The organism is Microbacterium sp. SORGH_AS_0969 (assembly GCF_030818255.1).
Taxonomy (GTDB): Bacteria; Actinomycetota; Actinomycetes; order Actinomycetales; family Microbacteriaceae; genus Microbacterium.
Genome location: NZ_JAUTAG010000001.1, coordinates 898,946 through 920,754 on the forward strand (window position 1 = coordinate 898,946; position 21,809 = coordinate 920,754).

Sequence of the window (21,809 nt, forward strand, 5' to 3'; positions counted from 1 at the left end):
GCACCGCGCCGCTCATCGCGTGATCGCCGCCGTCGCGACCGGCGAGGACCAGCCGCGGTAATCGTAGGAAACGGAATACGTCGTCGTGCCGGGGAGCGTGCACGAGCGTCCGACCAGGGTGGACGGGGGTGGGCAATTCGCGGCCGCGAAAGCGGATGGCACCGCCACGGGTGTGGCCTGGTCCGCAACGCCTCCGTCGCCCAACTGTCCGGATCCTCCCGCACCCCATGCCCAGGCAGACCCGTCGGATGCCAAGGCCAAGGAATGCGATCCTCCGGCGCTCACCTGGGTGATCGACCGACCCGCGTCGTTCGACCATGCGGGGTTCACTGCCTGGGGAGTCAGCGCCGTTTCCATCTTTCCCGTGCCGAGCCTGCCGTTCGAGCCGTCGCCCCACGCCCAGACGGATCCGTCGGACGCCAGCACCATCGAGTGGACCCGACCCGCAGCCACCTGCGTTGCCCAGACTCGAGGAGAAGCCCTGAACCACGGGGCAGCGACATCGACGCGACCGCGGCCGTATCCCGGAGCCGACCCGTCGCCCAAAGCGACCGGATCCGATCCGCGGGAGGGGCGTCCACCCCACGCCCACACGTCTTTGCCGATCGACAGTTCCAGCACATGCGTCGTGCCTGCGCTGATAGCCTGCGCACCTCTCGGGGCGATCAGCTGCGGCTTGGCCGCGCGCTCCATGCCCTGCATCTGATCCGACCGCGCTACTCCCCATCCCCACAAGTCCCCCACCGAGGACACGACCAATGCGAAGCCCGGGCCGGCGCTAACATCCGACGCCCGATAGCCCGACAGCACCCAGTTCGACGGAAAATCCACCTTCGTCGGCACCGTCTCCGTCGTCGATTCATCGGAAATCGTTCCCCATTGCCACACGGAGCCGTCGGCCGCGATAGCGAGGCACTGACCACCGCCCACCGCGACCTTGGTGATCTTGAGACCGTTTCCGCCCGTCGAGGGAACCCGGACCGGAGTGGCGCTATCCCCTCGGACATCAGGACCCAACTGCCCATCGGAACCGCTGCCCCATGCCCACACCGAGCCGTCGGATGCCAGGGCCAACGACGTCGTGTCCCCTGCGGCGACCTGTGTGATCTTGCGGGTGGGATCGTCTGCCCTCCACGATGCGCGAACCGGCACGGGTAACGAGGACGAGCGGAAGCTCGGATCGCCGTCACCCAAACGCCCGTGGGCTCCATCACCCCAGGCCCATACCGAGCCATCGGACGCCAGCGCCAGAGAATGCGAGACACCCGCGCTGACCTGCGTGAGAGTGCGTGCACCGACCGGCCCAGGGACGGACTGGTCAGTGGTGGACCCGTTCCCGAGCAACCCGTTCCACCCGGGACCCCACGCCCAGACTGACCCGTCCGACGCCACGGCAACCGAGTGGGAAGCGCCCGCGCTCGCCTGGGTGATCCGCTTGCCCCGATCCCACAGGGCATCGACCCGCCGGGGCCCTGAGACATGGTCGCTTTCGTCCCCGTCCCCGAGCACCCCGTTCTCGCCGCTTCCCCACGCCCACACCGACCCGTCCGACGCCACCGCCAATGAGTGCATCGGGGCGGCGCTCACCTGCGTCGCACGCATCCCGGCATCCCACATCGCGTCGAGCCGTACCGGCCCTGAGACATGTTCCGACACGACCCCATCGCCCAAGCGCCCGAAGCGACCTGATCCCCATGCCCACACCGATCCATCCAGCGCGACGGCCGCCGAATGCCAGATGCCCGCGCTGACCTGCGCCACACGCACGCCGGCGTCCCAGAGCGAATCCACACGCAGTGGTTCTGAAGAGTGCCCGCTCGCAACCCCATCGCCCAGAACCCCCCACGCACCGGAACCCCAGGACCAGACGGAGCCATCAGACGCCACAGCCAACGCGTGCAACTCGCCCGCACTCACCTGCACCGCACGCACACCTGCGCCCCACAGTGCGTCGACCCGCACCGGCGCCGAGAAATGCCTGCTGGCATCCCTGTCCCCCAGCACCGCCCCCTCGCCGTCTCCCCACGCCCAGACCGATCCGTCAGATGCCACCGCCAAAGCGAACTGCTCTCCCGCGCTCACCTGCGTCACGCGGACGCCCGCGTCCCACAAGGCGTCCACCCGCTCCGGCGCGGAGACGTGCGCGCTCGCGTCCCCGTCACCCAGCACTCCCCCGCCACCGGAGCCCCACGCCCAGACCGCCCCATCCGATGCCACCGCGAATGCAGAGGAGGACCCCGCGCTCACCTGCGTCACCTGCACACCCGCGTCCCACAACGCCTCCACCCGCACCGGGGTCAGCGCGGGACGACCTGTCCCCTGTCCGTTCCCCAGCTGCCCGGAGGAATCGTCACCCCAGGCCCACACGGACCCGTCCGGAGCGACCCCGAATGAAGCCGTCCCACCCGCACTGATCGTCCCGAACGGCTGCCCGCCCGGGTCCGTGAACGACGTGTCCGACGTGGCCCCCAGCTGCTCGGCGGGACGCCCCTCAACCTGACGCTGCACCGAGTACGTCACACCGCTGGTCACCCCGGCATCCGTCGCCCAAGCCTGATCCGTCGCCGCCCGCCACGACACCGTGTTCCCGGCATCCGCCGCGACGACGGTCGGTGACAACGCTCCGAGCGTCGCCGCCGAGGCCGAGCCCGACACCGACTGCGAGTCCGTGAACCAAGCCCCCGACCCGCCGACCACCGGGACCATCAGGAGCGCCATGACCGCGAGGGCCACGACGCGCACGGAAGCACGACGAGACGCCGGACGGCGAGATGAACGGCGGAGGAAGCGCATGAAGCCCTTTCGGGGAAGGCGAACGGCGGTGAGGCGGCGTCGATGGACGCGCCTCACCGCCGGAGGATCAGCTGGTCGGGAACTGCGTGTCGTCGTCGAAGGTCGAGTCGGGCGCGTCGGCCTGGATGGCCTTGACGACGACGTCGAAGGCGACCGAGGCACCCTGGAGGTCGTTGGCCGTCGTGGACGGCAGCGAGACTCGGTAGTCGAGCGTCGTCGAGGTGCCCGCGTCGAGCGCCGACGCGCTCTTCTGCAACACCGCCGCGGCGGTGGCGATCGACGTGGGGGCCGACCAGTTGCCGGCACCGCCCTGGCGGAACTCGATCTGCACAGCGTCGAGGAAGCCCGCCTTCGTCGGCGTACCGGGATCGAGGTCGGCAGCCCAGAGGAACTTCGCGGTGCCGGAGTTCGAGATCGTGATGCTGCCTTCTTTGCCCCCGGTCGAGTCCGCGGATGGCAGCAGATTCGACACCTCGATCTTCGTAGCTCCCCCCGACGTCAGTGAGTCGAGGACGACCGTCGCCGCGGTGAGCTCGTTGCCGGTCATCTTCTGCTGGTCGGTGAACCAGGCGCCCGAGGCGAGGGTGCCCCCGACGCCGGCGAGGACGAGGGCGCCGGCTGCGAGAGCCATCTTGCGCTTGGTGCCGCGCGTTGCCGTGTTGGTCGTCATGCGTGTTTCTCTTTCTGGAGAGGTGGATGGTGCAGAGAAATGGCCGCGCGCGGCCGAGCGACTCGAGGATCGAGCCACGATCAGGGGGAGGGGATCTGCTGCGCGATGGCGCGCACGTCGAAGGACACGTGCGCGCCCTGGACGCTGTTGTCGACCGTCTCAGGGAAGCCCGCGCTCACCGCCACATCGACCGACGTGCCCGCCGCGAGCGTGAACACCCTCGTGGGTGCGGTCTCGTCGAGGCCCTGTGACGTGGACCCCAAAGCGGAGTCGAAGCCGACCTGAACCTGGTCGGCGACGCCCGCGGCATCGGAGGTGACCACCGTGCCGAAGAACACCGCTGCCGGCGCGGCGGACGTGTTGGAGAGACGGAACGTCGAGGTCGTCGCCGCCTGACCCGCCACGACACTCACCCCCGCGTCGGGGTGGTCGACGTGCGTCACGTCGAGGAAGTCGCAGGCCTGCGACGACGACGCGTGCGCGCTCGTGGCAACCGGAGGCAGGGCGACGAGTCCGAGCGCCAGCAGGACGAGCACCGTCGCACCGGCGGCGAGGGCCCGGCGCCGCCAGAGCGCGACGGCGACGCCCGCGATGAGGAGCACGGCTCCGAGCACCGCGAAGGGGAGCCACTCCATGCCGGTCAGCGCCAGCGATCCCGAGGGAAGTGCGGCGCCCGGATTCTCGATCGGGCAGGGATTCATGGCATCTTCGCATTTCAATATATCGACGTATAAGCGATTTGAAAGGTAGCGCCGTACGGCAGCCGATGCAAGTGCGAGAGGCTTCGGGAGCATTGTTCTCGGCGACACACGCCTTTCGAATCGGACGTTATCGACGCTTTCGATCCGCCGCCTCTTGATTGCGGACAGGCCGTAATGAGATTCAGGATCCGGCAGAATTCCCCCGTGACGAATCGCGCAGACGCCGCCGCCCGAACCCGACGCCGCATCCTGCAGGCGGCGGCCGAGCTCTTCAGTGAAAACGGCTACGGTCAGACGACTCTGCAAGCCATCGCGGACCGCGCCGGCGTCTCGGTCGAGAGCGTCGGCTTGGCCGGCCCGAAACGGCGCCTCGTCTTCGCCGCGTTCACCATGGCTTTCGCCGGGCACGGCGAAGCATTCCCGGTCAGCGGCGAACCCGCCTACGTCGATCTGATGCAGCGGATGCCACTCCCCCAGGCGATCGACGAGTACCTCACCCTTCTGACCGCCGCGATCGCCCGGACGCACCGGCTCTGGAACGCTCTTCGCGCGGCCGCGGATGCCGACCCCCGAGCGGCGGTCATGCTCGAGCAACTCCGCGCAGAACGCCGGCGCGAGTTCGAGCGATCTGCGCGCACGCTCGCAGAGCTCGCGGGCCTGCCACACGAATCGATTCCCCTGCTCGTGCGCGAGTTCTTCGCCATCGCCTCACACGAGGTCTACGACCTGCTCTCCCTGGAGTTCGACATGAGCCCCGCGGGGTTCACCGACCGGCTGCGCCGTCAGCTGGGCCAACTCATCGCCGAAGCCGGCGCAGCCTCCGCGGGTACGCCACGCACGACGTCTGGGTGAGGGCGCCCGTGACTCAGCGCGCGCCGGGACCGACGACGGGGAGCTCCAGCGTCACCGTCGTCCGCTCGCCCGGATCGCTCTCGATGTGCACGCGCCCCGCGTGCGCGTTGACGATCGCGCGCACCCTCGTGAGCCCCAGGCCATACCCCTGGACGGCGCGCGAGCGCGCGTGAGCGGTGCGGTAGAAGCGATCGAAGACCCGGCGCTGCTCGGCGTGGGAAAGCCCGACACCCTCGTTCGACACCGCCACCCGAACGCGATCCTCGTGCGCCCGACAGGTCACCGACACGGGCGATTCCGGTTCGCCGAACTTCACCGCGTTCGTCAGGATCTCGGCGACCGCCTCCTCCAGCCGCTCGCGATCCGCGCGCACCTGCACGCGCTCGGCGCGCGCGATTTGCACGGGCGTCGATCGAGCGTCGGCGAGCTTCGCAATGCGCCGAGCCGCGGCATCCACGATCTCCCGGATGTCGACCTCGGCGAAACGATGGTCTCGGTCGCATCCGGTCGCCGCGACGAGGTCGGTGACCCGATCGAGCAGGTCGGCGGGCGCGACGGTTCACCACGTCGATGTACTGCCGCAGCTTCGGATCCTCGTGTCCGACGGCATCGTCGATGAGGGCGAGGAAGCCCGTCACGCCGGTGAGGGGTGTGCGCAGCTCGTGCGAGACCGTTCGGAGGAACTGCTCGCGCACCTCGATCGCATCGGCGAGCTCGGTGACGTCGTGCGCGACGACGACGGTCCCCTGGACGGACCCGTCCGGCCGGCGGAGCTGGTTCGACGAGGCGAGCACGGCCATTTGCGCCTCGGGCGGCCCGAGCCACGCGAGGTGCCCGCGGATCACCTCGCCCCGCAGGGCGCGTGGGATGAACTGCTCCTCGGGCGGGATCCGCGTTGAGCGGTCACCGGCGAGCACGTTGCCTCCCGCGTACGGAAGCTCGTCGAGCCGGAACCCCGCAGCGCGGGCCATCTCGTAGGCCGCGGCGTTCGCCACCCGGAGGCGTCCCTCCTCGTCATAGAAGGCCACGCCCGCGGCGACCGTGTCGAGGATCCCGATCACGAGGGACTCGGCGTCTCGCGCACCCGCGAGGGCTTCCACCTGAGCTCGATTCGCCAGGGAGAGCTGATGGCCTCGACGCCCCAGCCGACGCGCCGCCAGAAAAGACATGATGGCCAGCGCGAGTATCACGAGGGGAAGGCTCGTGACATTCGCCCATTCCGCGAACGTCTGCGGCGAGGCACCGGCGTACACGAATCGGAACACGAGCATCCCGATCGAGCCGACCACCACGAGGGCGAGCCCGGCCCACCCGAACGAGTACGCCGCCCACACCATGGGGAAGATCGCCAGCAGAATGACCCACGGCAGCACGCGAGTCACTTCAGCGCGGATGAGTGTCACCGCGACGACATCGAGGGCGGCGACCGCGATCATGGCCACGGGGGCGAACCGCTCCCACGCGACGAGCATCGCGAGCGCCGTCGCCGAGACACCGACGGCGAACCCGACGATCGAGATGGGCATCACCAGGATCGACGGATCGACCACGAGGACAACGATCGCCACGTAGACGAGCCCGAAGAAGAACGGGAGCTGCGTCTGCGCGGCCAGGGCGCGACGCCCCTCCGGCGTGCGCGTCGCCTGGAAGATGGGCACGGGCCACCCACCGCCTCTCACCTAGCGGGTCATGGGGACGGCGGCCACGGCCTGTCAAATGCGGGGCGAGTCGCGGCAGCCAGCAAACGAAAGGTAGGTTATCCGACCATCCGCTGTCTGCAAGCCCACCGAGACCCAGAACGACAAGCGCCGCCGCCCCGGAAGGAGCGGCGGCGCCTGAGGATCGGGGTGCTATTCGCCGGCGGCGGCCGGAGCAGCCTGCGCCTGCGCGGCCGTAGCGGCATCGCGCGGAGCGCCGTGCGGGCGGATCATCGTCGGCCGACGCATGAACAGCACGGCGACGAGGCCCACCCCGATCACGACGATCGGCAGGATGAGCGACTGCCCCATCGCCTGCGAGAAGCCGCCGACCACCTGGGGCGGCAACGCTCCCCCGCCGAACGAGGCCGAGGCATCCGCTGCCCCCGGCAGGTTCGCCTCGAGGCGCGCCTGCATGAAGGCGGCGATGGATGCCGAGCCGATGACCGATCCGACGGTCCGGGTCGTGTTGTAGATGCCGGCGCCGGCGCCCGCCTGGCGCGGCGGCAGGTTGCGCGTCGCGGTGGTCGCGAGCGGACCCCACATTCCGGCGTTCCCGACCCCCATCAGCGCGGACGGGATGAGGAAAGCCCAGATCGGGGCATCGTTCAGAATGAGCGCGACGTAGATGCCGAGCGATCCGCCGACGAGCAGGAGCCCCGGCACGAGCAGGAAACGGGGGTCGGTGCGGTCGAGGAGCTTGCCGGCGAACGGGGCGAGCACGCCCGAGAGGATCGCGAGCGGCACGAGCAGCAGGGCCGACTCGGTCGGGGTGAGGCCGCGCGCGAGCTGCAGGTAGAACATCTGCGGCAGCGCCATGCTCGTGACCGTGAAGCCCACCGCGGCGATGGCGAGGTTCGCGACCGAGAAGTTGCGGTCGCGGAAGAGGTCGAGCGGCACGAGGGGCTCCCCCTTGCTGCGCGCCTGCGTCCAGACGAACAGCGCCATGACGACGACACCCGCGGCGACCATCCCCCAGATCCACGCCGCCCACGAGTAATGCTCCCCCTCCTGCAGACCGAAGACGATGAGGAACAGACCGATCGCGCTGAGCACGACGCCGAGGATGTCGAACTTGTGCGCCGTCCGCGGAAGCTGCGGGACGAGGATCATCGCGGCGACGAAACCGATGATGCCGACGGGGATGTTGATGAAGAAGATCCACTCCCATCCGAGGCCGTCGACGAGCAGACCGCCCGCGAGCGGCCCGACGAGGGTCGCGACCCCGGCGGTGGCGCCCCACAGCCCCATGGCGGCACCGCGGTTCTGCGGCGGGAAGGTACGCGTGATCACGGCCATCGTCTGCGGCGTCATGAGCGCGGCCCCCAGGCCCTGAACCGCACGAGCGACGATCAGCACCTCGAGCGAGGGAGCGAGACCGCACGCCAGCGAGGCGAGCGTGAAGATCGCGAGGCCCGTCAGGTAGATGTTCTTCGGACCGAAGCGGTCGCCGAGGCGCCCGGTGATGAGCAGCGGCACGGCGTAGGTCAGCAGGTAGGCGCTGGTGACCCACACGACGTTGTCGAGGTTGTTGGTGTCCGGGTCGAGAGCCGCCTTGATCGCGGGGTTCGCGACCGAGACGATCGTGGTGTCGACGAGGATCATGAAGAAGCCGATGACGAGCGCCCAGAGGGCGGGCCAGGGGCTGCGTTCGTGGGTCTTGTGCGACCCGGTTCGGGTAGATGCCGTCGAGGCGGCGCGGGCGTCGGTCATGCGAATGTCTCCCTCGAGACGCGGTGCTTGTTCTTGATGTGTTCGGGGATCTCGGCGACGCCCCACGGCAGGGTGCGATCGACGAGACGCGCGCGCAGGGAGTCCTGCCACGCGAGTTCGGCGTCGAGAAGAGCAGCCTGGCGCTGCAGCTCGACCAGGAATTGCTCGGGAGTGTCGCGATCGGCGGCGGACTCGAGACCGGCGCGATGCTCTGCGATGGAGGCGTCGAGCATTGTGCGGCGCCGGTCGAGCAGGGCGACGACCTCGTCGCGCTCAAGGTTGTGCGCTTCGGAGAGGGCGACGCGGAAGTCGCTCTGACGGTCGATCTGGGGCAGCTCGGCGCGGACCCAGTCCTCGACGGCCTGGCGACCGGCATCCAGAAGCGTGTACGTGGTGCGCTCGGGACGGTTCCCGTCGCGGTCGACGCCGACCTCGGCGAGCAGACCGTCCCGTTCGAGGCGGGCGACCGTGTGGTAGATCGTGCCCTTCTGCAGGGGGACGAGCCGGTCGTCGCGGCGCTCCTTCAGCAGTCGGACGAGCTCGTAGGTGTGCATGTCGGCCTCGCGCAGAGTGGCGAGGATCATGACGGCGATCGGGGTGAGGCGGCTGGCGTCCGGCATCCGTCCTCCTCATGGTCCGTGCTGACTAGTCCACGTGGACTATACGCCCTTTCGCGCGGTCGCGCGAGCCCGCGCGAAGAGCGTTGAGTGTCCAAAACACGCCGCAATGTCCGGGCAGGTTGCGGCGTGTCTTGGACACTCAACGGGAAACGACGGCCGGGAGGGACGCCTACGCGTCGGCGGAGGACTCGGCCTCGACGGGAGGGGCCTTCCGCGGGCGATGCTGCGCCCACCGCACCGGGATGCCGAAGATGCCGCGCTGATTGGGCTCCTCGACCTCGAGGCCGTAGTGCTCGCCGATCGCGTCGCGCAGTTGCGCGCGTTCGGCCTTGTCGTACGCCCGCATCTCACGCCGGAACGCCGTCACCGTCGCCCAGCAGATCGCGAGCAGCACGATGCTGAAGGGCAGGGCGATGCTGATCGCCGCGGTCTGTAGCGCCTGGAGCCCGCCCGCGATGAGCAGGGCGAACGCGATGACGGCGGTGGCGAGGGCGAAGAAGACGCGCACCCAGTTCTTGGGCTCTTCTTCGCCGCCGGTCGCGATCATGCTCATCACGAGCGCGCCGGAGTCGGCGGAGGTCACGAAGAACACGGCGATGAGGATGAGGAAGCCGACGATCAGCACGACGGATCCCGGGATGCCCTCGAGCATCTGGAACAGCGCCGTCGAGACATCGACCGACCCGTCCGCACCGACGTACGAGGCCGTGCCGGTCAGCTCGCCGTAGATCGCGGTCCCGCCGAGCACGGTGAACCACAGGATGCCGACGAGCGTGGGCACCAGGATCACCCCGACGACGAACTCGCGCACGGTGCGACCGCGCGAGATGCGCGCGATGAAGATGCCGACGAAGGGGGCCCACGAGATCCACCAGCCCCAGTAGAAGGCCGTCCAGGCCCCCTGCCAGGCCACGCCCTCGTCGCCGGCGTAGGCGCTGACCGTGAAGGACAGGCCGACGAAGCTCTGGATGTAGTTGCCGATCGACTGCACGACGTCGCGCAACAGGAACTCGGTCGGCCCGACGAAGAGCAGGAAGAGCATCAGGACCCCGGCGAGGACGAGGTTGATGTTCGAGAGCCACTTCATGCCCTTGCCGACACCGGAGAGCACCGAGAACAGCACCAGTCCGGTGATGATGCCGATGATGATCGCCTGACTGACGATGTTGGGGGACACGACACCGAGGAAGTCGAGGCCGGCGCTGATCTGGAGGACACCGAGACCGAGGGAGGTCGCGACCCCGAAGAGCGTGCCGACGAGGGCCGCGACATCGACGGCGTTGCCCCAGCCGCCCTGCACGAGGCGGGCGCCGAGGATCGGCTCGAGCGCCCAGCGGATGGTGCGCGGACGCTTGCGACGGTGGAAGGCGTAGGCGAGCGCGAGTCCCAGCACGACGTAGATCGACCACGCGTGCACGCCCCAGTGCAGGAAGGTCTGCGACATGGCCTGCTGCGCGAGCTCGGCGGGGGTGCCCGTGACGCCGGGGCGGGGCGACACGAAGTGGCTGAGCGGCTCGCTCACGCCGTAGAACACCAGGCCGATGCCCATGCCCGCGGCGAACAGCAGCGAGAACCACGACATCGTCGAGAACTCGGGCTCGTCGTCGTCCTGACCGAGCTTGATGTTGCCGAAGCGGCTGAAGCCCATCGCCAGAGCGAAGACGACGAAGAACGCCGCGATCAGCACGTAGTACCAGTTGAAGGTCGAGACGATCGCCGTCTGCACGGTGTTGAACGTGGCCTCGGCCGCGGCGGGGAAGAACAGCGCGAACGCGATGAACGCCAGGGCGATGGCCGCGGCGGGCCAGAACACCCATCCGCGGATGGTCTTGTGGCGACTACCGAGATGGGGATCGATGTTCACCGCGGTATCGGGGGCTGCCTCGGTCATTCCATCAACGGTAGTCAGCGGCATCCCGCGGACCGGGGGGCAGGCGCCGCGAAGCGCGGTGTGGCACAATCCGCGCCGGTGCGGGGCGTCGACACCCGCAATAATGAGCGGGTGACCTCCGCTCCCCCCGCCGATCTCGCCGGCTGGCGCCACGTCTACTCCGGTAAGGTGCGCGACCTCTACGTTCCCGCCGACACCGCCGACGACGCCGCGCCCGCCCACCTCCTCGTCGTCGCGAGCGACCGCGTGAGCGCGTTCGACCACGTCCTCTCCCCCGGTATCCCCGACAAGGGTGTGCTGCTGACGACGCTGAGCCTGTGGTGGTTCGACCAGCTCGCCGGAAGCGACGGGGGGCGCGGCATCCCGAATCACCTCACCGCCGATCACGCGCTCGTGGGCGACGACGCGGTGGAGCTGATCCCGGATGCCGTGCGCGGGCGCGCCATGCTCGTCCGCTCGCTCGACATGCAGCCGATCGAGTGCGTCGTTCGCGGGTACCTCACCGGCTCGGGCTGGGCGGAGTACCAGGCGTCGCGCACGGTCTGCGGCATCCCTCTTCCCGAGGGCCTGAACGACGGCGACCGCCTGCCGGAGCCGCTCTACACCCCGGCGTTCAAGGCGCCGATGGGCGAGCATGACGAGAACATCACGTTCGAGCGGTCGGTCGAGATCGTCGGAGCCGAGACGGCCGCGGCGCTGCGCGACCTGTCGCTCGAGATCTACCGCCGCGCGTCGGCCATCGCCGAGGCGCGCGGGCTGATCCTCGCCGACACGAAGTTCGAGTTCGGCTTCGACGCCCAGGGCGTGCTGACCCTGGCCGACGAGGTGCTGACGTCGGACTCGTCTCGATACTGGGATGCCGAGTCCTGGCGCACCGGCACCACCCCCGCCGAGCGGATGGCGAGTTTCGACAAGCAGATCGTCCGCGACTGGCTCGCGGCGAACTGGGACAAGCAGGGCGAGCCGCCCGCGCTCCCCGACGCGATCGTCGAGCGCACGCGCGAGCGGTACGCCGAGCTGCTGCGTCTGCTGACGGCATCCTGACCCGCCCGCGGAGGCTTCGACAGGCTCAGCCACCGCTCGGTCTCGCTCAGCCACCGCTCCGCTCGCCGAACCCCGGCACTGGCCCCCACCACCGGTCCCTGAGCTTGTCGAAGGGACGCACCGCCCACATCCCCCGTAGGAGACACATGTTCCGCTGGAAGCTGCACGGCAACGGGCGCACCGTCGAGCCCGGCGCGGTCGTCGCCCCGGGCGAGCGCCTGAACTGGGGCGCCACCGTCGCGATCGGACTTCAGCACGTCATCGCGATGTTCGGTGCGACGTTCCTCGTGCCGGTGCTGACGCAGTTCCCGGTCTCGACGACGCTGCTGTTCTCGGGCGTCGGAACGCTGCTGTTCCTGCTGATCACGCGCAACCGCCTCCCCAGCTATCTCGGGTCGTCGTTCGCGTTCATCGCCCCGATCACCGCCGCGACGACCACCGCCGGCACCGGCTCCGCCCTCGCCGGGATCGTCGCCGTCGGCGTGCTGCTCGCCGCGATCGGCTTCATCGTGCAGTTCGCCGGCCTCGGGTGGGTCGACAAGGTCATGCCACCGGTCGTCGCGGGAGCGATCGTGGCGCTCATCGGCTTCAACCTCGCACCGGTGGCGTGGGGCAGCTTCCAGAAGCAGCCGCTCACCGGCACGATCACGCTGGTCGCCGTCATCCTCTTCAGCGTGCTCTTCCGCGGCTTCCTCGGCCGCGTGTCAATCTTCCTCGGCGTGATCGTCGGCTACGTCGCGACCGTGCTGATCCAGGTGACCACCGGCGAGAAGCTCATCGACTTCGACGCCGTGAGCGCCGCTCCGTGGGTCGGCGTGCCCGAGTTCCACTTCCCCGACTTCGCCTCGCCCGGCACGTGGTCGGTCATCGCGATGTTCCTGCCCGTCGTCCTGGTGCTCGTCGCCGAGAACGTCGGACACGTCCGCGGAGTCGCGGCGATGACGGATGCCACGGCCAACCGCTCCACCGGACGCGCCCTCATCGCCGACGGCGTCGCCACGACCCTTGCGGGCTCGTTCGGCGGCTCCGGCACCACGACCTACGGCGAGAACATCGGCGTCATGGCCGCCACCCGCGTGTACTCGACCGCGGTGTACTGGGTCGCCGGTCTCGCCGCGATCCTGCTGAGCCTCTCGCCGAAGGTCGGCGCCGTGTTCAACACCATCCCGCCCGGCGTCCTCGGTGGTGTCACGACGGCGCTCTACGGCCTCATCGGGATCATCGGCATCAAGATCTGGGTCGACAACCGCGTCGACTTCTCCCGTCCGGTCAACCAGTACACCGGAGCGGTGGCCCTCGTGCTCGCGATCGCGGGCTTCACGATGGACATCGGCCAGTTCCAGCTCGGCGCGATCGTGCTCGGCTCGATCGCGGCCCTCGTGATCTACCACCTCGGCAACGCGATCGCCCGGGCCCGCAAGACCGGCGCCGACGACGGCGGTCCGATCCCCGCCGTCGGCCCGCTCGGCGGCGACCCGACCTGACCCGCGCCGCCTGTCCGCCCCATCCCCCGGAGCATCCGTGACCACCACCACTCGCCCCACCGCCCGCACCGGCATGATCCTCGTCGCCATCGGCACCGTGGGCCTCGCCGCCATGCTGTGGTGGGATGCCAACGGCGCCCCCACCGTGGCCCACTTCCTCACCGCGTCGTTCGGGTACCTGATCGGCCAGGGCATCGTGACGTTCTACGCCGCGCGCCGCCGCCCGCGCTGACGGCCGGGGCCGCGGCATCCGGACCGTCCCGCGGAGTCCGGCCCACGGCATCCGGGCCATCCCGCGGAGTCCGGGCCGCGGCATCCGATCCGTCACGCGGAGTCCGACCGCGACACGCCGCCTCCACCCACCGCCCACCGGCGCGTCGCGCCGGAACTCCACCTGACGGCACAGCGCCGACCCGGCCGCGTTCGCGCCGGCCCGCTCTATGCACCATGATGACGGCGAGGCAATCGCCCACCGGAAGGACCAGGATGTCGACCACCGAAGCCCACACCCATGACGTCGCCGTGCTCGGCGAGGCCCTCGTCGACATCGTGACCACCGCGGCGGGAGCGTCCGAGCGGCCCGGAGGCAGCCCCGCCAACGTGTCCGTCGCTCTCGGCCGACTCGGCCGCGACGCCACGCTCGTGGCACGCGTCGCCGACGACGAGCGCGGGGCCGCGTTGACCGCGTGGCTCTCGGCATCCGGAGTCGACCTGGTCACGGCCGGATCGCCGGAGCGCACCGCCACCGCCCGCGCCACCATCGGCGAGAACGGCAACGCGACCTACGACTTCGACATCGACTGGGTACTGCCCTCCCCCGTCGAGATCCCCGCCGCGCGGATCTTCCACACCGGATCCGTCGCCGCGACACTCGCACCGGGTGCCGACGAGGTCCGCGCCGCCGCCGAGCGCGCCCGCGCCACGGCACTGGTGAGCTACGACCCCAACATTCGTCCCGCCCTCACGGGCGGCCACGACGACGCCGCCGCCCGCGTCGAGGCGCTCGTCGCCCTGGCCGACGTCGTCAAGGCGAGCGCCGAAGACGCCGAGTGGCTCTATCCGGGCGTTGCCGCCGTCGATGTCGCGCGGCGATGGGTCGAGCTGGGCGCCGGGCTCGCCGTGATCACCGACGGAGAGGCGGGATCCCTCGCGGTCACCGCCCACACCACCGTCGAGATCGCCGCCGTTTCCGTCAGCGTCGTCGACACCGTCGGAGCGGGCGACACGTTCATGGGGACGCTGCTCGACGGCATCCTGGACATCCCCGGAGACGTCGACGAACTGCGCGCGAGCATTCGCGCCGTGGACCACGACGCCCTCGTCGCGCTGTTGAGCCGTGCGGCACGCGCCGCCGCCATCACCGTCGGCCGCGAGGGAATGGACCCCCCGACGCGCGACGACCTGGCCGGCTGATCGGGCGGGTCTTCGGCGGGCGGCCGGCGGCATAGACCAGCACGCAGAGCGCACCGAAGGATGCCGGGATGATGACGGCCCACCAGGGGAAACCGGGGATGTCCGGGGCCTTGCCTGCGGCGTCGATGTCGGCCTGCGGCGTCGGGGTCACCCGCTCCCCCGTCACCAGGATGCGATGGGTGTTGATGCCCAGAGGCGTGCAGGTGACGAGCGTCACCAGGTCTTCCCCGGCCTGCGGGAAGAGGCTCTCGGTCTCCTCCGGCAGCACGACCCGCGTGTCGCGCACGCGATAGGTGAGCACCTCTCCGAAGACCTCGATGGTGAACGTGTCGCCGACGACGACCTTGTCGAGATCATCGAAGAGCGTGGCTCCGGCGAGCCCCCGGTGCGCGGTGAGCACCGAGTGCTGGTCGGCACCGCCGACCGGCAGCGACGTGCCCTCGAGATGACCGACGCCCTTGCTCAAGGTCGCGTCGCTGGTGCCGTGATAGATCGGTAGGTCCACATCGATCGACGGGATGCGCAGCCGAGCCATCACCCCGTCGGCGCTGGCGTGAAGCAGGTCGTCGTAGACGAACCCCGGTGCGTTCGCGCCAGAGCCCGTCGGCACGCGCGACCCCGCCTCGAGCAACGCCCCGCCCACGAGCGCGGAGTTGTAAGAGTGCGCTTCGGACAGTGCCTCGCTGCGCGTCGACCGAGTCGTCGCGCCGAGGTCGGTCTCGACGCTCACGATGAGTCGCGACTGGTTGTACTGCGTCCACCAGCTCGCCACCGTCGGGTACATGAGCAGCAGAACGCCCAGGAAGGCGACGAGGGCGAACACCACCGTTCCCCACGGCAGGTGCCATCGGCGACGACGGGCCTGGCGGCGGGATGCCGGGGGGCCGGGGTCCTCGCCGGGGGGACGCCAGGACCGACGTCGGCGCGGGTGCAGCGCGACGTCGGCCCCAGCTACGGGAGAGGTGGCGTTGGGGGAGCCCACCCCTCCCGGCTTCATGCGGTCAGGACCGCTTCGCCCGCGCGCGGCGAGCGATGATCGTTCCCACACCCGCGACGACGAGACCGCCGCCGACGATGGTGAACAGGGCGCTTCCCGCGCCACCGGTCAGCGGGAGGTTCGGCCCCTGCTGCTGGGTGTTGTCGATGGTGACCGTCGTCGGCGTGTCTGCTCCGGTGGCGTTCACGGTGACCTGGGTCCACGGGTCGGCGGGGAGGACGTATCCGGCGGGTGCCTGCGTCTCCTTCACCCAGTAGGTGCGCGACGTCACCGAGTCGTTGCCCACCCACAGGCCGGCGATCGAGATCTTGCCGGTCGCGTCGGTGGTGAACGGACCGGTGACGAGCGCGCCGTTCTTGGCGTCGTACACCTCGAAGATCGCACCCGAGAGCGCGTTGGAGGTCGCGGCATCCGTCTTCTGGATCACGAGGGGGCCCCAGTTGGTCTGCGGCGTGTTGGTCTCGCGGTCGGATCCGTTGGTGTTGACCACGGCGGTGTTGGTGATCTGGCCGTTGGCTCCGAGGCTGGTGACCTTCGTCGAGATCTTCGCCTGAACGGCCGTCTTGCCCGCGAGCTTGGACAGACCCGTCGAGGTGAAGGTGATCTTGACGTTGCCGGACACCGTGTAGTCGGTGTTCTCCACGAGCGTCGTTCCATCCACGGAAACGGTGGCACCCGTGTAGGACAGGCGGGCGTCGAGGTTGTCGGTGATCGAGAAGCTGCGGTAGGTGTCACCCGCGGCGAGCGCCGGGAGGGGAGCATCCACCGTCCACACGACCGTCGAACCGAGCACCGGGGCATCCGGGGCCGAGACCGACTTGGTCGGGGTGGTGTCGTTCAGCTTGTTCTTCGGGTAGACGTGCACGTCGTAGAGCCAGGTCCCCTGGTTCGGGTACGGCACCGACACGAGGAAGGGCTGCACGGGCGAGACGATCGGGTTGGGGCCGGGGTTGGTCTCGGTGACGTAGTACAGACCGTAGGGGAGGTTCGCCACAACCGCCTCACCGTTCGCTCCCGTGGTCGCCGTGGTCGAGCTCGAGAACGAGAAGGGGGCCGACGTGATGTTGGCGGGCGTGGCCGTCGCGGCCTGGTCCCAGCCGGCGGCGGTGGTCAGGTCGATCGCCGTGCCGTTGTAGGCGACGCGCTGCACCGAGAACTGCACGCCCGAGAGCGCTTGACCGAGCTGCTGGACGGCGGCCGGATCCGTGATCTCGGTACCGTTGCCCGCGGCACCGGGGTCACCCGCGTGCTTGTGGATGGTCAGCGTTCCGGTGGTACCGGTGATGTTCGACGGGCTCGCAGGGTCTGCTGCTTGTGCGGCCCCGGCGGCTCCCACCGAGCCGAGCGCGGCGAGGGCCGCGATTCCGATACCGGCGGCCAGCTTTCGCAGCCGTAGTGATCTGGTGGACATGTGATTCTCGCTTTCTTTCCGTGGCCGCCGAGGTCGACGACAGCCGAGTAGAGAGGGGATGTGCGGGGAGGACGAACGGTCAGCGCGAAGACCGCAGCCGGCGCCTCAGGATCAGGGAGATGGCGATGACGGTCGCGCCCGTGAGGGTTCCGAGACCCGCGATCAGGAACGCATCCGCTCCGACGCCGCCCGTCAGCGGCAGACGTGCCCCCGGCTGCTGCTCGTTCGTCTGCGGGCCGAGGTTCTGCGTCGTGCCGGCGTTGGCCGCTGTCACCGTGAAGGCCAGTGATCCCGCCGCGATGTATCCCGCGGGGGCCCGCGTCTCGGTGGCGGTGTACGACCCCCAGGCGAGCGCGTCGAGGCGGAACGCCCCGGGAGCGGGATCCTTGTCCAACCCGGTGCACGGGCTGCTGACGCAGTCGACGACCACGTTGTTCGGGGCAGCGAATGAGGGGCCCGAGACCGTCCATTCCGACCCGGACAGCAGGTCGCCGGTGGCCTTCGACGTCTTGGTCCAGGCGACGCTTCCGGGCTTGCTCGCGTTCGTGATGGTGCACACCACGTCGGCGTCGGCGGCGACGGAGACCGAGGCACCGGTCACGGTGCCACCGGTGCAGCTCCACGTGCCTGTCTGGTAGCCGGTGGGCGCGCCCGACTCGGACAGCGCGTACGCGCCCGGGGCCACGATGGCGGACGTGATCGAGCTCTCACCGGTCTTGCCCGTGATGGTCTGCGAGCCCGTTGCGGTCAGCGTCCAGTCGGCCGGGGTCGAGCTGCCGCCGTACGTGTTGTCGACCTGCTTCTTCAGCGTCAACAGACCCGAGACCGGCTTGTTGGTGAGCGTGCAGTCCACCGCATCGCCGGGCGCGATGTTCGACACGGGGGTTCCAGACGGAGTCGCCACGGGTACGCTCTGCGTGCTGCCGTCGGCTCGAGCGATCGTGCAGACACCGCTCACGAACCGCCAACCGCTCTGCTGCTGCTCCGAGACCGTCACCTGGGCGCGGGACGAAGCACCGGTGAATCCCAGTTGCCACGACACGTTTCCGGATGCCGGGGTGACCTGGGTGGTCGCAGACGGAGAGGCGGTGCCGGCGCCGGTCGTGAACGTCGTCACCGCACCGAGAGTCCACCCGCTCCCGGGAACCGGGTTCTGCCCGCGGATGTCCTGGATCACCTTGCGGACGGTGACGCTCGCGGTCAACGGCCGGTTGGTGAACGTGCACTCGACGCTCGCGCCCGGGCGGTTGGGGATGGTCACCGTCGAGCCGGACCCCACCGCCACCGCAGCGCCGGTCTCGTCGAGGCACGCCAGAGTGCTCGCATAGCTGGCGAGCGAACTGCCGGATCCCGTCGCCATCTGCTCCGACAGCGTGTACGTGGCGCCCTGCAGAACGGCGAGGGGCCCGACACGGGCGGCCTGCACGCCCGTCGCCGAACCCGACGTCGTGGCGGTTCCGGAGACGACCGAGCCGCTCGTGACCGAGAGGGTGAATTGGTCCGAGCTCGCAACGCGCGCGGCGACATCCTTGCGGAGCGTCAGGTTGGCGGGGGAGTTGCAGCTGGCGAGGTCCGTGCTGTCGCTCAGTCCCGTCGTGGCGACGGAGATCAGCGTGCCCGTGGAGGTGTCGTACTCGCGCGCGGTGGTCGCGTTGCCGAGGAACATGCTGCCGCTGGTGTTGAAGGCGATCCCGTTGATTCCGGAGAAGCCGGAGGTGGTGAAGCTGAATGACTTCGACGCGGGGATCGCTCCGCCGGTGGCCGCCGCGAGGGCGGCCGCGGTCACGGAGAAAACCGTCGTGTTCGACTGGCCGCGGACGATGTACAGGTTGCCGTTCGCGTCGAACGCCATGTCGCCGTTGAACGCCGAACCGTCGGCGCCCGCCGAGGCGTCTACCGAGCCGATGAGCGTGAAGGCTCCGGTCGAGGGAACGTATCGGGTGAGCTGGAACTGGCCCCCAGAGGTGAAGCCCCCGAGGTAGTAGTTGCCGGTCTTCAGGTCGATGGCCCCCGCGACGAACGAGGTGATCGAGTTGTTGGTGTAGGTGTCGGTGGTCCTGACCCAGTTCGTCCCGGTGAAGTAGTACATGGTCGCCGTCCGCGCCGAATTGGTGCGCTCATAGGCCAGGGCCGTCGTGCCGTTCGCACCGATACCGAGGCCGTTGAATGACGAGACGTTCGGCGCAGCCGCGCCGACGGTGGACACCGTCCCGCTCGTGATCCGCCTCATCTGACCGCCCGCGGACACCGAGTAGAACGTCTGCGGCGCGCAGGTCAACGATGCCGCGACGCCGGAGGGGACCGAGGCCGCAACCGCCCGCGGAGAGAGCGCCTGCGTGACGGCGGTCGTGACCGCGGGGCGCAGCTCGGATGCGTTCGCCGACGTGCCCGAGCAGAGCAGCCCGAGGGACACCGCGACGACCACCGCGAGACGGACGACCTTCTCGGTCCTATGCATGGCTTTCTCCCCCTTGTCGAATAGCGCCGATTCCGACGGCGATATTCGCGATCCCACGATCAGCCTCGTTTCGGGTAGAGGCCGCGGGCAACCACATCCGTCCTCATATCGCACGAAGTCCGACGGATGCCGTGTCCGAAGCTATTCGCCTCTCAGAGAAGTGCGAAACTTCTCACACCCTCCCTAATCCCCCGCTTTCATACGGCGGCTTCATACTCGCGTTCATACCCGCGCTCGACCGCACGGGACCCGTGCGTCGGGACGCCGACCTCAGCGGCAGGAGAGGATCGCCCCCTCGGCAGAGGGTCGAGACCCGATCGCACGACGCCCGGTTTCGCGGGCGCGACGGATGTCGATGAGAGACCACGCCGGAACGCGACCACGTCTCACGCCCTTTGGGAATACCGCGCGAGCCTTTCAGTCTCTTCTGGGATCCGCGGAGATGACGTTCTCGTTGACGACTGCCATGAAGAAATCACGCTCCTCCAGGAAGGAAAGCGCCTGCTCCCTGCTCGAGACTCCGAGTTTGCGATAGAGCGTGCGCAATTGCGTCTTCACCGTATTGACACTGACGCTGTCCTTTTCGGCGATGTCTTTATTTGATGCGCCATGATAAATACTCCACGCCAGGGACTCTTCGCGAGACGTCAAGCTCGGGACGAAGGACGGCGAAGGCGGGGCGGGCAGGCTCCCACGATATTCTTCGAGCCGAGCGACGAGGGCGCGGGCCCCGGGCACCAGGTCGCCGACGACCTGCGCGACCTCGTCCAGCTCGGTGCCCGCGAGGCCGATGAACGCGTTCAGCGACAGCTGCGCACGAGCCGCCACCCGGAAGCCGTCGGTCAACGAGCGGCGCGCGCGGCCGATCTCGCCGAGGCGGTATTGAGCCACCCCCCGCACGAGCATGATCGCCGCTGCCGCGCGCAGGCTGTGCTCGGCGAGGCGCCCCACACAGGGTTGCGTGACGCGCAACACGGAGCGGTAGTCGCCCATCATCTCCAGCGCCATGGCGCGTTTCGCCTCGAGGCAGACCACGTGGGAAGGCGGCAGAGCGCACGCACTCAGCACGGCCAGCGCGCGCCGCGGCTCGCCGCGCAGCAGCAGCGTGTCGAAGTACAGGTTCGTCAGCAGAGCGCGGACGATCGAGTGCCCGCGCGACGATCCGCAGGCGAGCAGATCGCCGGCCAGGCAGACCGCTTCATCGAGGTCGCCGGAGAGCACCTGCGCCTGCACCACGGCCACGTCGGCGGCGTACGCGAGAGGATCGCCCCCGCCGACGATCTGTCGGAGGGTCGCCGCCGTGCGGAGCAGACCGTCGGCATCCCCGCTGTTCGCGAGGACGAGGATCCGCGCCACGCTCAAGATGTAAGAGTTCTTCGCCCACGAAGAATCGTTACGCTCCGCGAGGGCGTCGCATTCAGCGATTTGAACGGATGCCAGGGCCATATCGCCGCGAAGCGCCTGACAGAGAGCCAGCACGCTCTTCGCCCGGAAGGATTCGGCCGAACTCACACTCATACTCAATGCCCGGCGCGAATGCAGAGCGCCTGCGGCGATGTCTCCGAGGGAGCAATAAGCCTCCGCCGCATTCGCCTCGAGGAAGAAACTCGACTGACGATCCAGAGGGACGCTAGAACGAAGATGGAAGTTCCGCCAATAGCGGCGGAGGAGATACTCGCAACTTTCCATATCATCGAGTCGTGAATGCGAGATGAGTGCTGCGCTGAGAATAATTACGTCATTTTCGGACATATTCTGAGGGCCTGACTGGAACCTCGATGACCGCACGTAATTCAAGTCGTAGATTTGAACGGCCGCCGCATTCGGCAACGTGCTCGCATTCACTCGGCGCGCCGACTCGCTAACCAGATCGTATGACTCGAAAAGACTCACTTCGCTTCCACCGTGATCACTCGAGGCCCCCCTCATAAGAAAACCGGAATTGCCTGTTATGCATACGTGCACGAGGCGCCACTCGATACGGCGTGCCACTGTACAGGGGCCCAACGCGCACACTCCGCTTCTTATCCGCGGCAAATAGGCGTGACGGAACCGGGCCCGTCGA

General features: G+C 69.0%; 17 protein-coding genes and 1 pseudogene. 6 read left to right on the top strand and 12 right to left on the bottom strand.

Going from position 1 to position 21,809, the window contains the following annotated elements; genetic code table 11:
• Positions 1 to 12: 12 nt before the first annotated feature.
• The 3 genes from QE388_RS04110 to QE388_RS04120 form a co-directional block, all read right to left on the bottom strand.
• Positions 13 to 2,742 (bottom strand): RCC1 domain-containing protein, encoded by a 2,730-nt coding sequence (locus QE388_RS04110; protein ID WP_307383152.1) that lies wholly within the window; start codon positions 2,740 to 2,742, stop codon positions 13 to 15.
• A gap of 118 nt (positions 2,743 to 2,860) precedes the next feature.
• Complete coding sequence (locus tag QE388_RS04115) at positions 2,861 to 3,463, bottom strand: hypothetical protein (protein ID WP_307383155.1); 603 nt, start codon at positions 3,461 to 3,463, stop codon at positions 2,861 to 2,863.
• 80 nt (positions 3,464 to 3,543) lie between these two features.
• Complete coding sequence (locus tag QE388_RS04120; protein WP_307383158.1) at positions 3,544 to 4,164, bottom strand: hypothetical protein; 621 nt, start codon at positions 4,162 to 4,164, stop codon at positions 3,544 to 3,546.
• Positions 4,165 to 4,368: 204 nt separating this feature from the next.
• Here QE388_RS04120 and QE388_RS04125 point away from each other — a divergent pair, with 204 nt between their 5' ends.
• Positions 4,369 to 5,016, top strand: coding sequence for a helix-turn-helix domain-containing protein (locus tag QE388_RS04125; protein ID WP_275801820.1), 648 nt, complete (start codon positions 4,369 to 4,371; stop codon positions 5,014 to 5,016).
• 13 nt (positions 5,017 to 5,029) lie between these two features.
• On the opposite strand, the gene QE388_RS04130 is transcribed toward QE388_RS04125, so the two are convergent.
• Together QE388_RS04130 and QE388_RS04135 are read right to left on the bottom strand one after the other, a co-directional pair.
• Positions 5,030 to 5,473: a cell wall metabolism sensor histidine kinase WalK gene (locus QE388_RS04130; protein ID WP_307383161.1), complete on the bottom strand. Its 444-nt coding sequence runs from the start codon at positions 5,471 to 5,473 to the stop codon at positions 5,030 to 5,032.
• Positions 5,474 to 5,618: 145 nt separating this feature from the next.
• Positions 5,619 to 6,287 (bottom strand): annotated as a pseudogene (locus QE388_RS04135) (PAS domain-containing protein); the annotation flags it as partial.
• Between QE388_RS04135 and QE388_RS04140 the strand changes: the two are divergent.
• Positions 6,220 to 6,588 (top strand): hypothetical protein, encoded by a 369-nt coding sequence (locus tag QE388_RS04140; RefSeq protein ID WP_307383164.1) that lies wholly within the window; start codon positions 6,220 to 6,222, stop codon positions 6,586 to 6,588. The pseudogene QE388_RS04135 and the gene QE388_RS04140 overlap by 68 nt on opposite strands.
• 278 nt (positions 6,589 to 6,866) lie before the next feature.
• Here QE388_RS04140 and QE388_RS04145 read toward each other — a convergent pair whose 3' ends face one another.
• The 3 genes from QE388_RS04145 to QE388_RS04155 form a co-directional block, all read right to left on the bottom strand.
• The gene (locus QE388_RS04145; RefSeq protein ID WP_275799613.1) at positions 6,867 to 8,426 is read right to left on the bottom strand and encodes a DHA2 family efflux MFS transporter permease subunit; all 1,560 of its coding nucleotides are present in this window, start codon (positions 8,424 to 8,426) and stop codon (positions 6,867 to 6,869) included.
• Positions 8,423 to 9,046 (bottom strand): PadR family transcriptional regulator, encoded by a 624-nt coding sequence (locus QE388_RS04150; protein WP_307383168.1) that lies wholly within the window; start codon positions 9,044 to 9,046, stop codon positions 8,423 to 8,425. The genes QE388_RS04145 and QE388_RS04150 overlap by 4 nt, the downstream gene beginning before the upstream one ends.
• Positions 9,047 to 9,215: 169 nt before the next feature.
• Positions 9,216 to 10,937 (bottom strand): BCCT family transporter, encoded by a 1,722-nt coding sequence (locus tag QE388_RS04155; protein WP_307383171.1) that lies wholly within the window; start codon positions 10,935 to 10,937, stop codon positions 9,216 to 9,218.
• A 111-nt stretch (positions 10,938 to 11,048) separates the two neighbouring features.
• Between QE388_RS04155 and QE388_RS04160 the strand changes: the two genes are divergently transcribed.
• From QE388_RS04160 to QE388_RS04175, 4 genes are all read left to right on the top strand, one after another.
• Positions 11,049 to 11,981, top strand: coding sequence for a phosphoribosylaminoimidazolesuccinocarboxamide synthase (locus QE388_RS04160; protein WP_307383173.1), 933 nt, complete (start codon positions 11,049 to 11,051; stop codon positions 11,979 to 11,981).
• Between the two features lie 146 nt (positions 11,982 to 12,127).
• Entirely contained in the window at positions 12,128 to 13,465 is a 1,338-nt protein-coding gene (locus tag QE388_RS04165; RefSeq protein WP_307383176.1) for a uracil-xanthine permease family protein, read from the top strand.
• Between the two features lie 37 nt (positions 13,466 to 13,502).
• Complete coding sequence (locus tag QE388_RS04170) at positions 13,503 to 13,697, top strand: hypothetical protein (RefSeq protein ID WP_307383179.1); 195 nt, start codon at positions 13,503 to 13,505, stop codon at positions 13,695 to 13,697.
• 254 nt (positions 13,698 to 13,951) lie between these two features.
• Positions 13,952 to 14,878, top strand: a complete 927-nt coding sequence (locus QE388_RS04175; protein WP_307383180.1) for a PfkB family carbohydrate kinase — start codon at positions 13,952 to 13,954, stop codon at positions 14,876 to 14,878.
• On the opposite strand, the gene QE388_RS04180 is transcribed toward QE388_RS04175, so the two are convergent.
• The 4 genes from QE388_RS04180 to QE388_RS04195 form a co-directional block, all read right to left on the bottom strand.
• Entirely contained in the window at positions 14,823 to 15,860 is a 1,038-nt protein-coding gene (locus QE388_RS04180; RefSeq protein WP_307383182.1) for a class C sortase, read from the bottom strand. The two genes, QE388_RS04175 and QE388_RS04180, sit on opposite strands and share 56 nt — an antisense overlap.
• Before the next feature lie 19 nt (positions 15,861 to 15,879).
• Positions 15,880 to 17,286: a SpaH/EbpB family LPXTG-anchored major pilin gene (locus tag QE388_RS04185; protein ID WP_307383185.1), complete on the bottom strand. Its 1,407-nt coding sequence runs from the start codon at positions 17,284 to 17,286 to the stop codon at positions 15,880 to 15,882.
• Positions 17,287 to 17,365: 79 nt separating this feature from the next.
• Positions 17,366 to 19,744 (bottom strand): SpaA isopeptide-forming pilin-related protein, encoded by a 2,379-nt coding sequence (locus QE388_RS04190; RefSeq protein WP_307383187.1) that lies wholly within the window; start codon positions 19,742 to 19,744, stop codon positions 17,366 to 17,368.
• A 417-nt stretch (positions 19,745 to 20,161) separates the two neighbouring features.
• Positions 20,162 to 21,496, bottom strand: coding sequence for a LuxR C-terminal-related transcriptional regulator (locus QE388_RS04195; protein ID WP_307383190.1), 1,335 nt, complete (start codon positions 21,494 to 21,496; stop codon positions 20,162 to 20,164).
• Between the last annotated feature and the right edge of the window lie 313 nt (positions 21,497 to 21,809).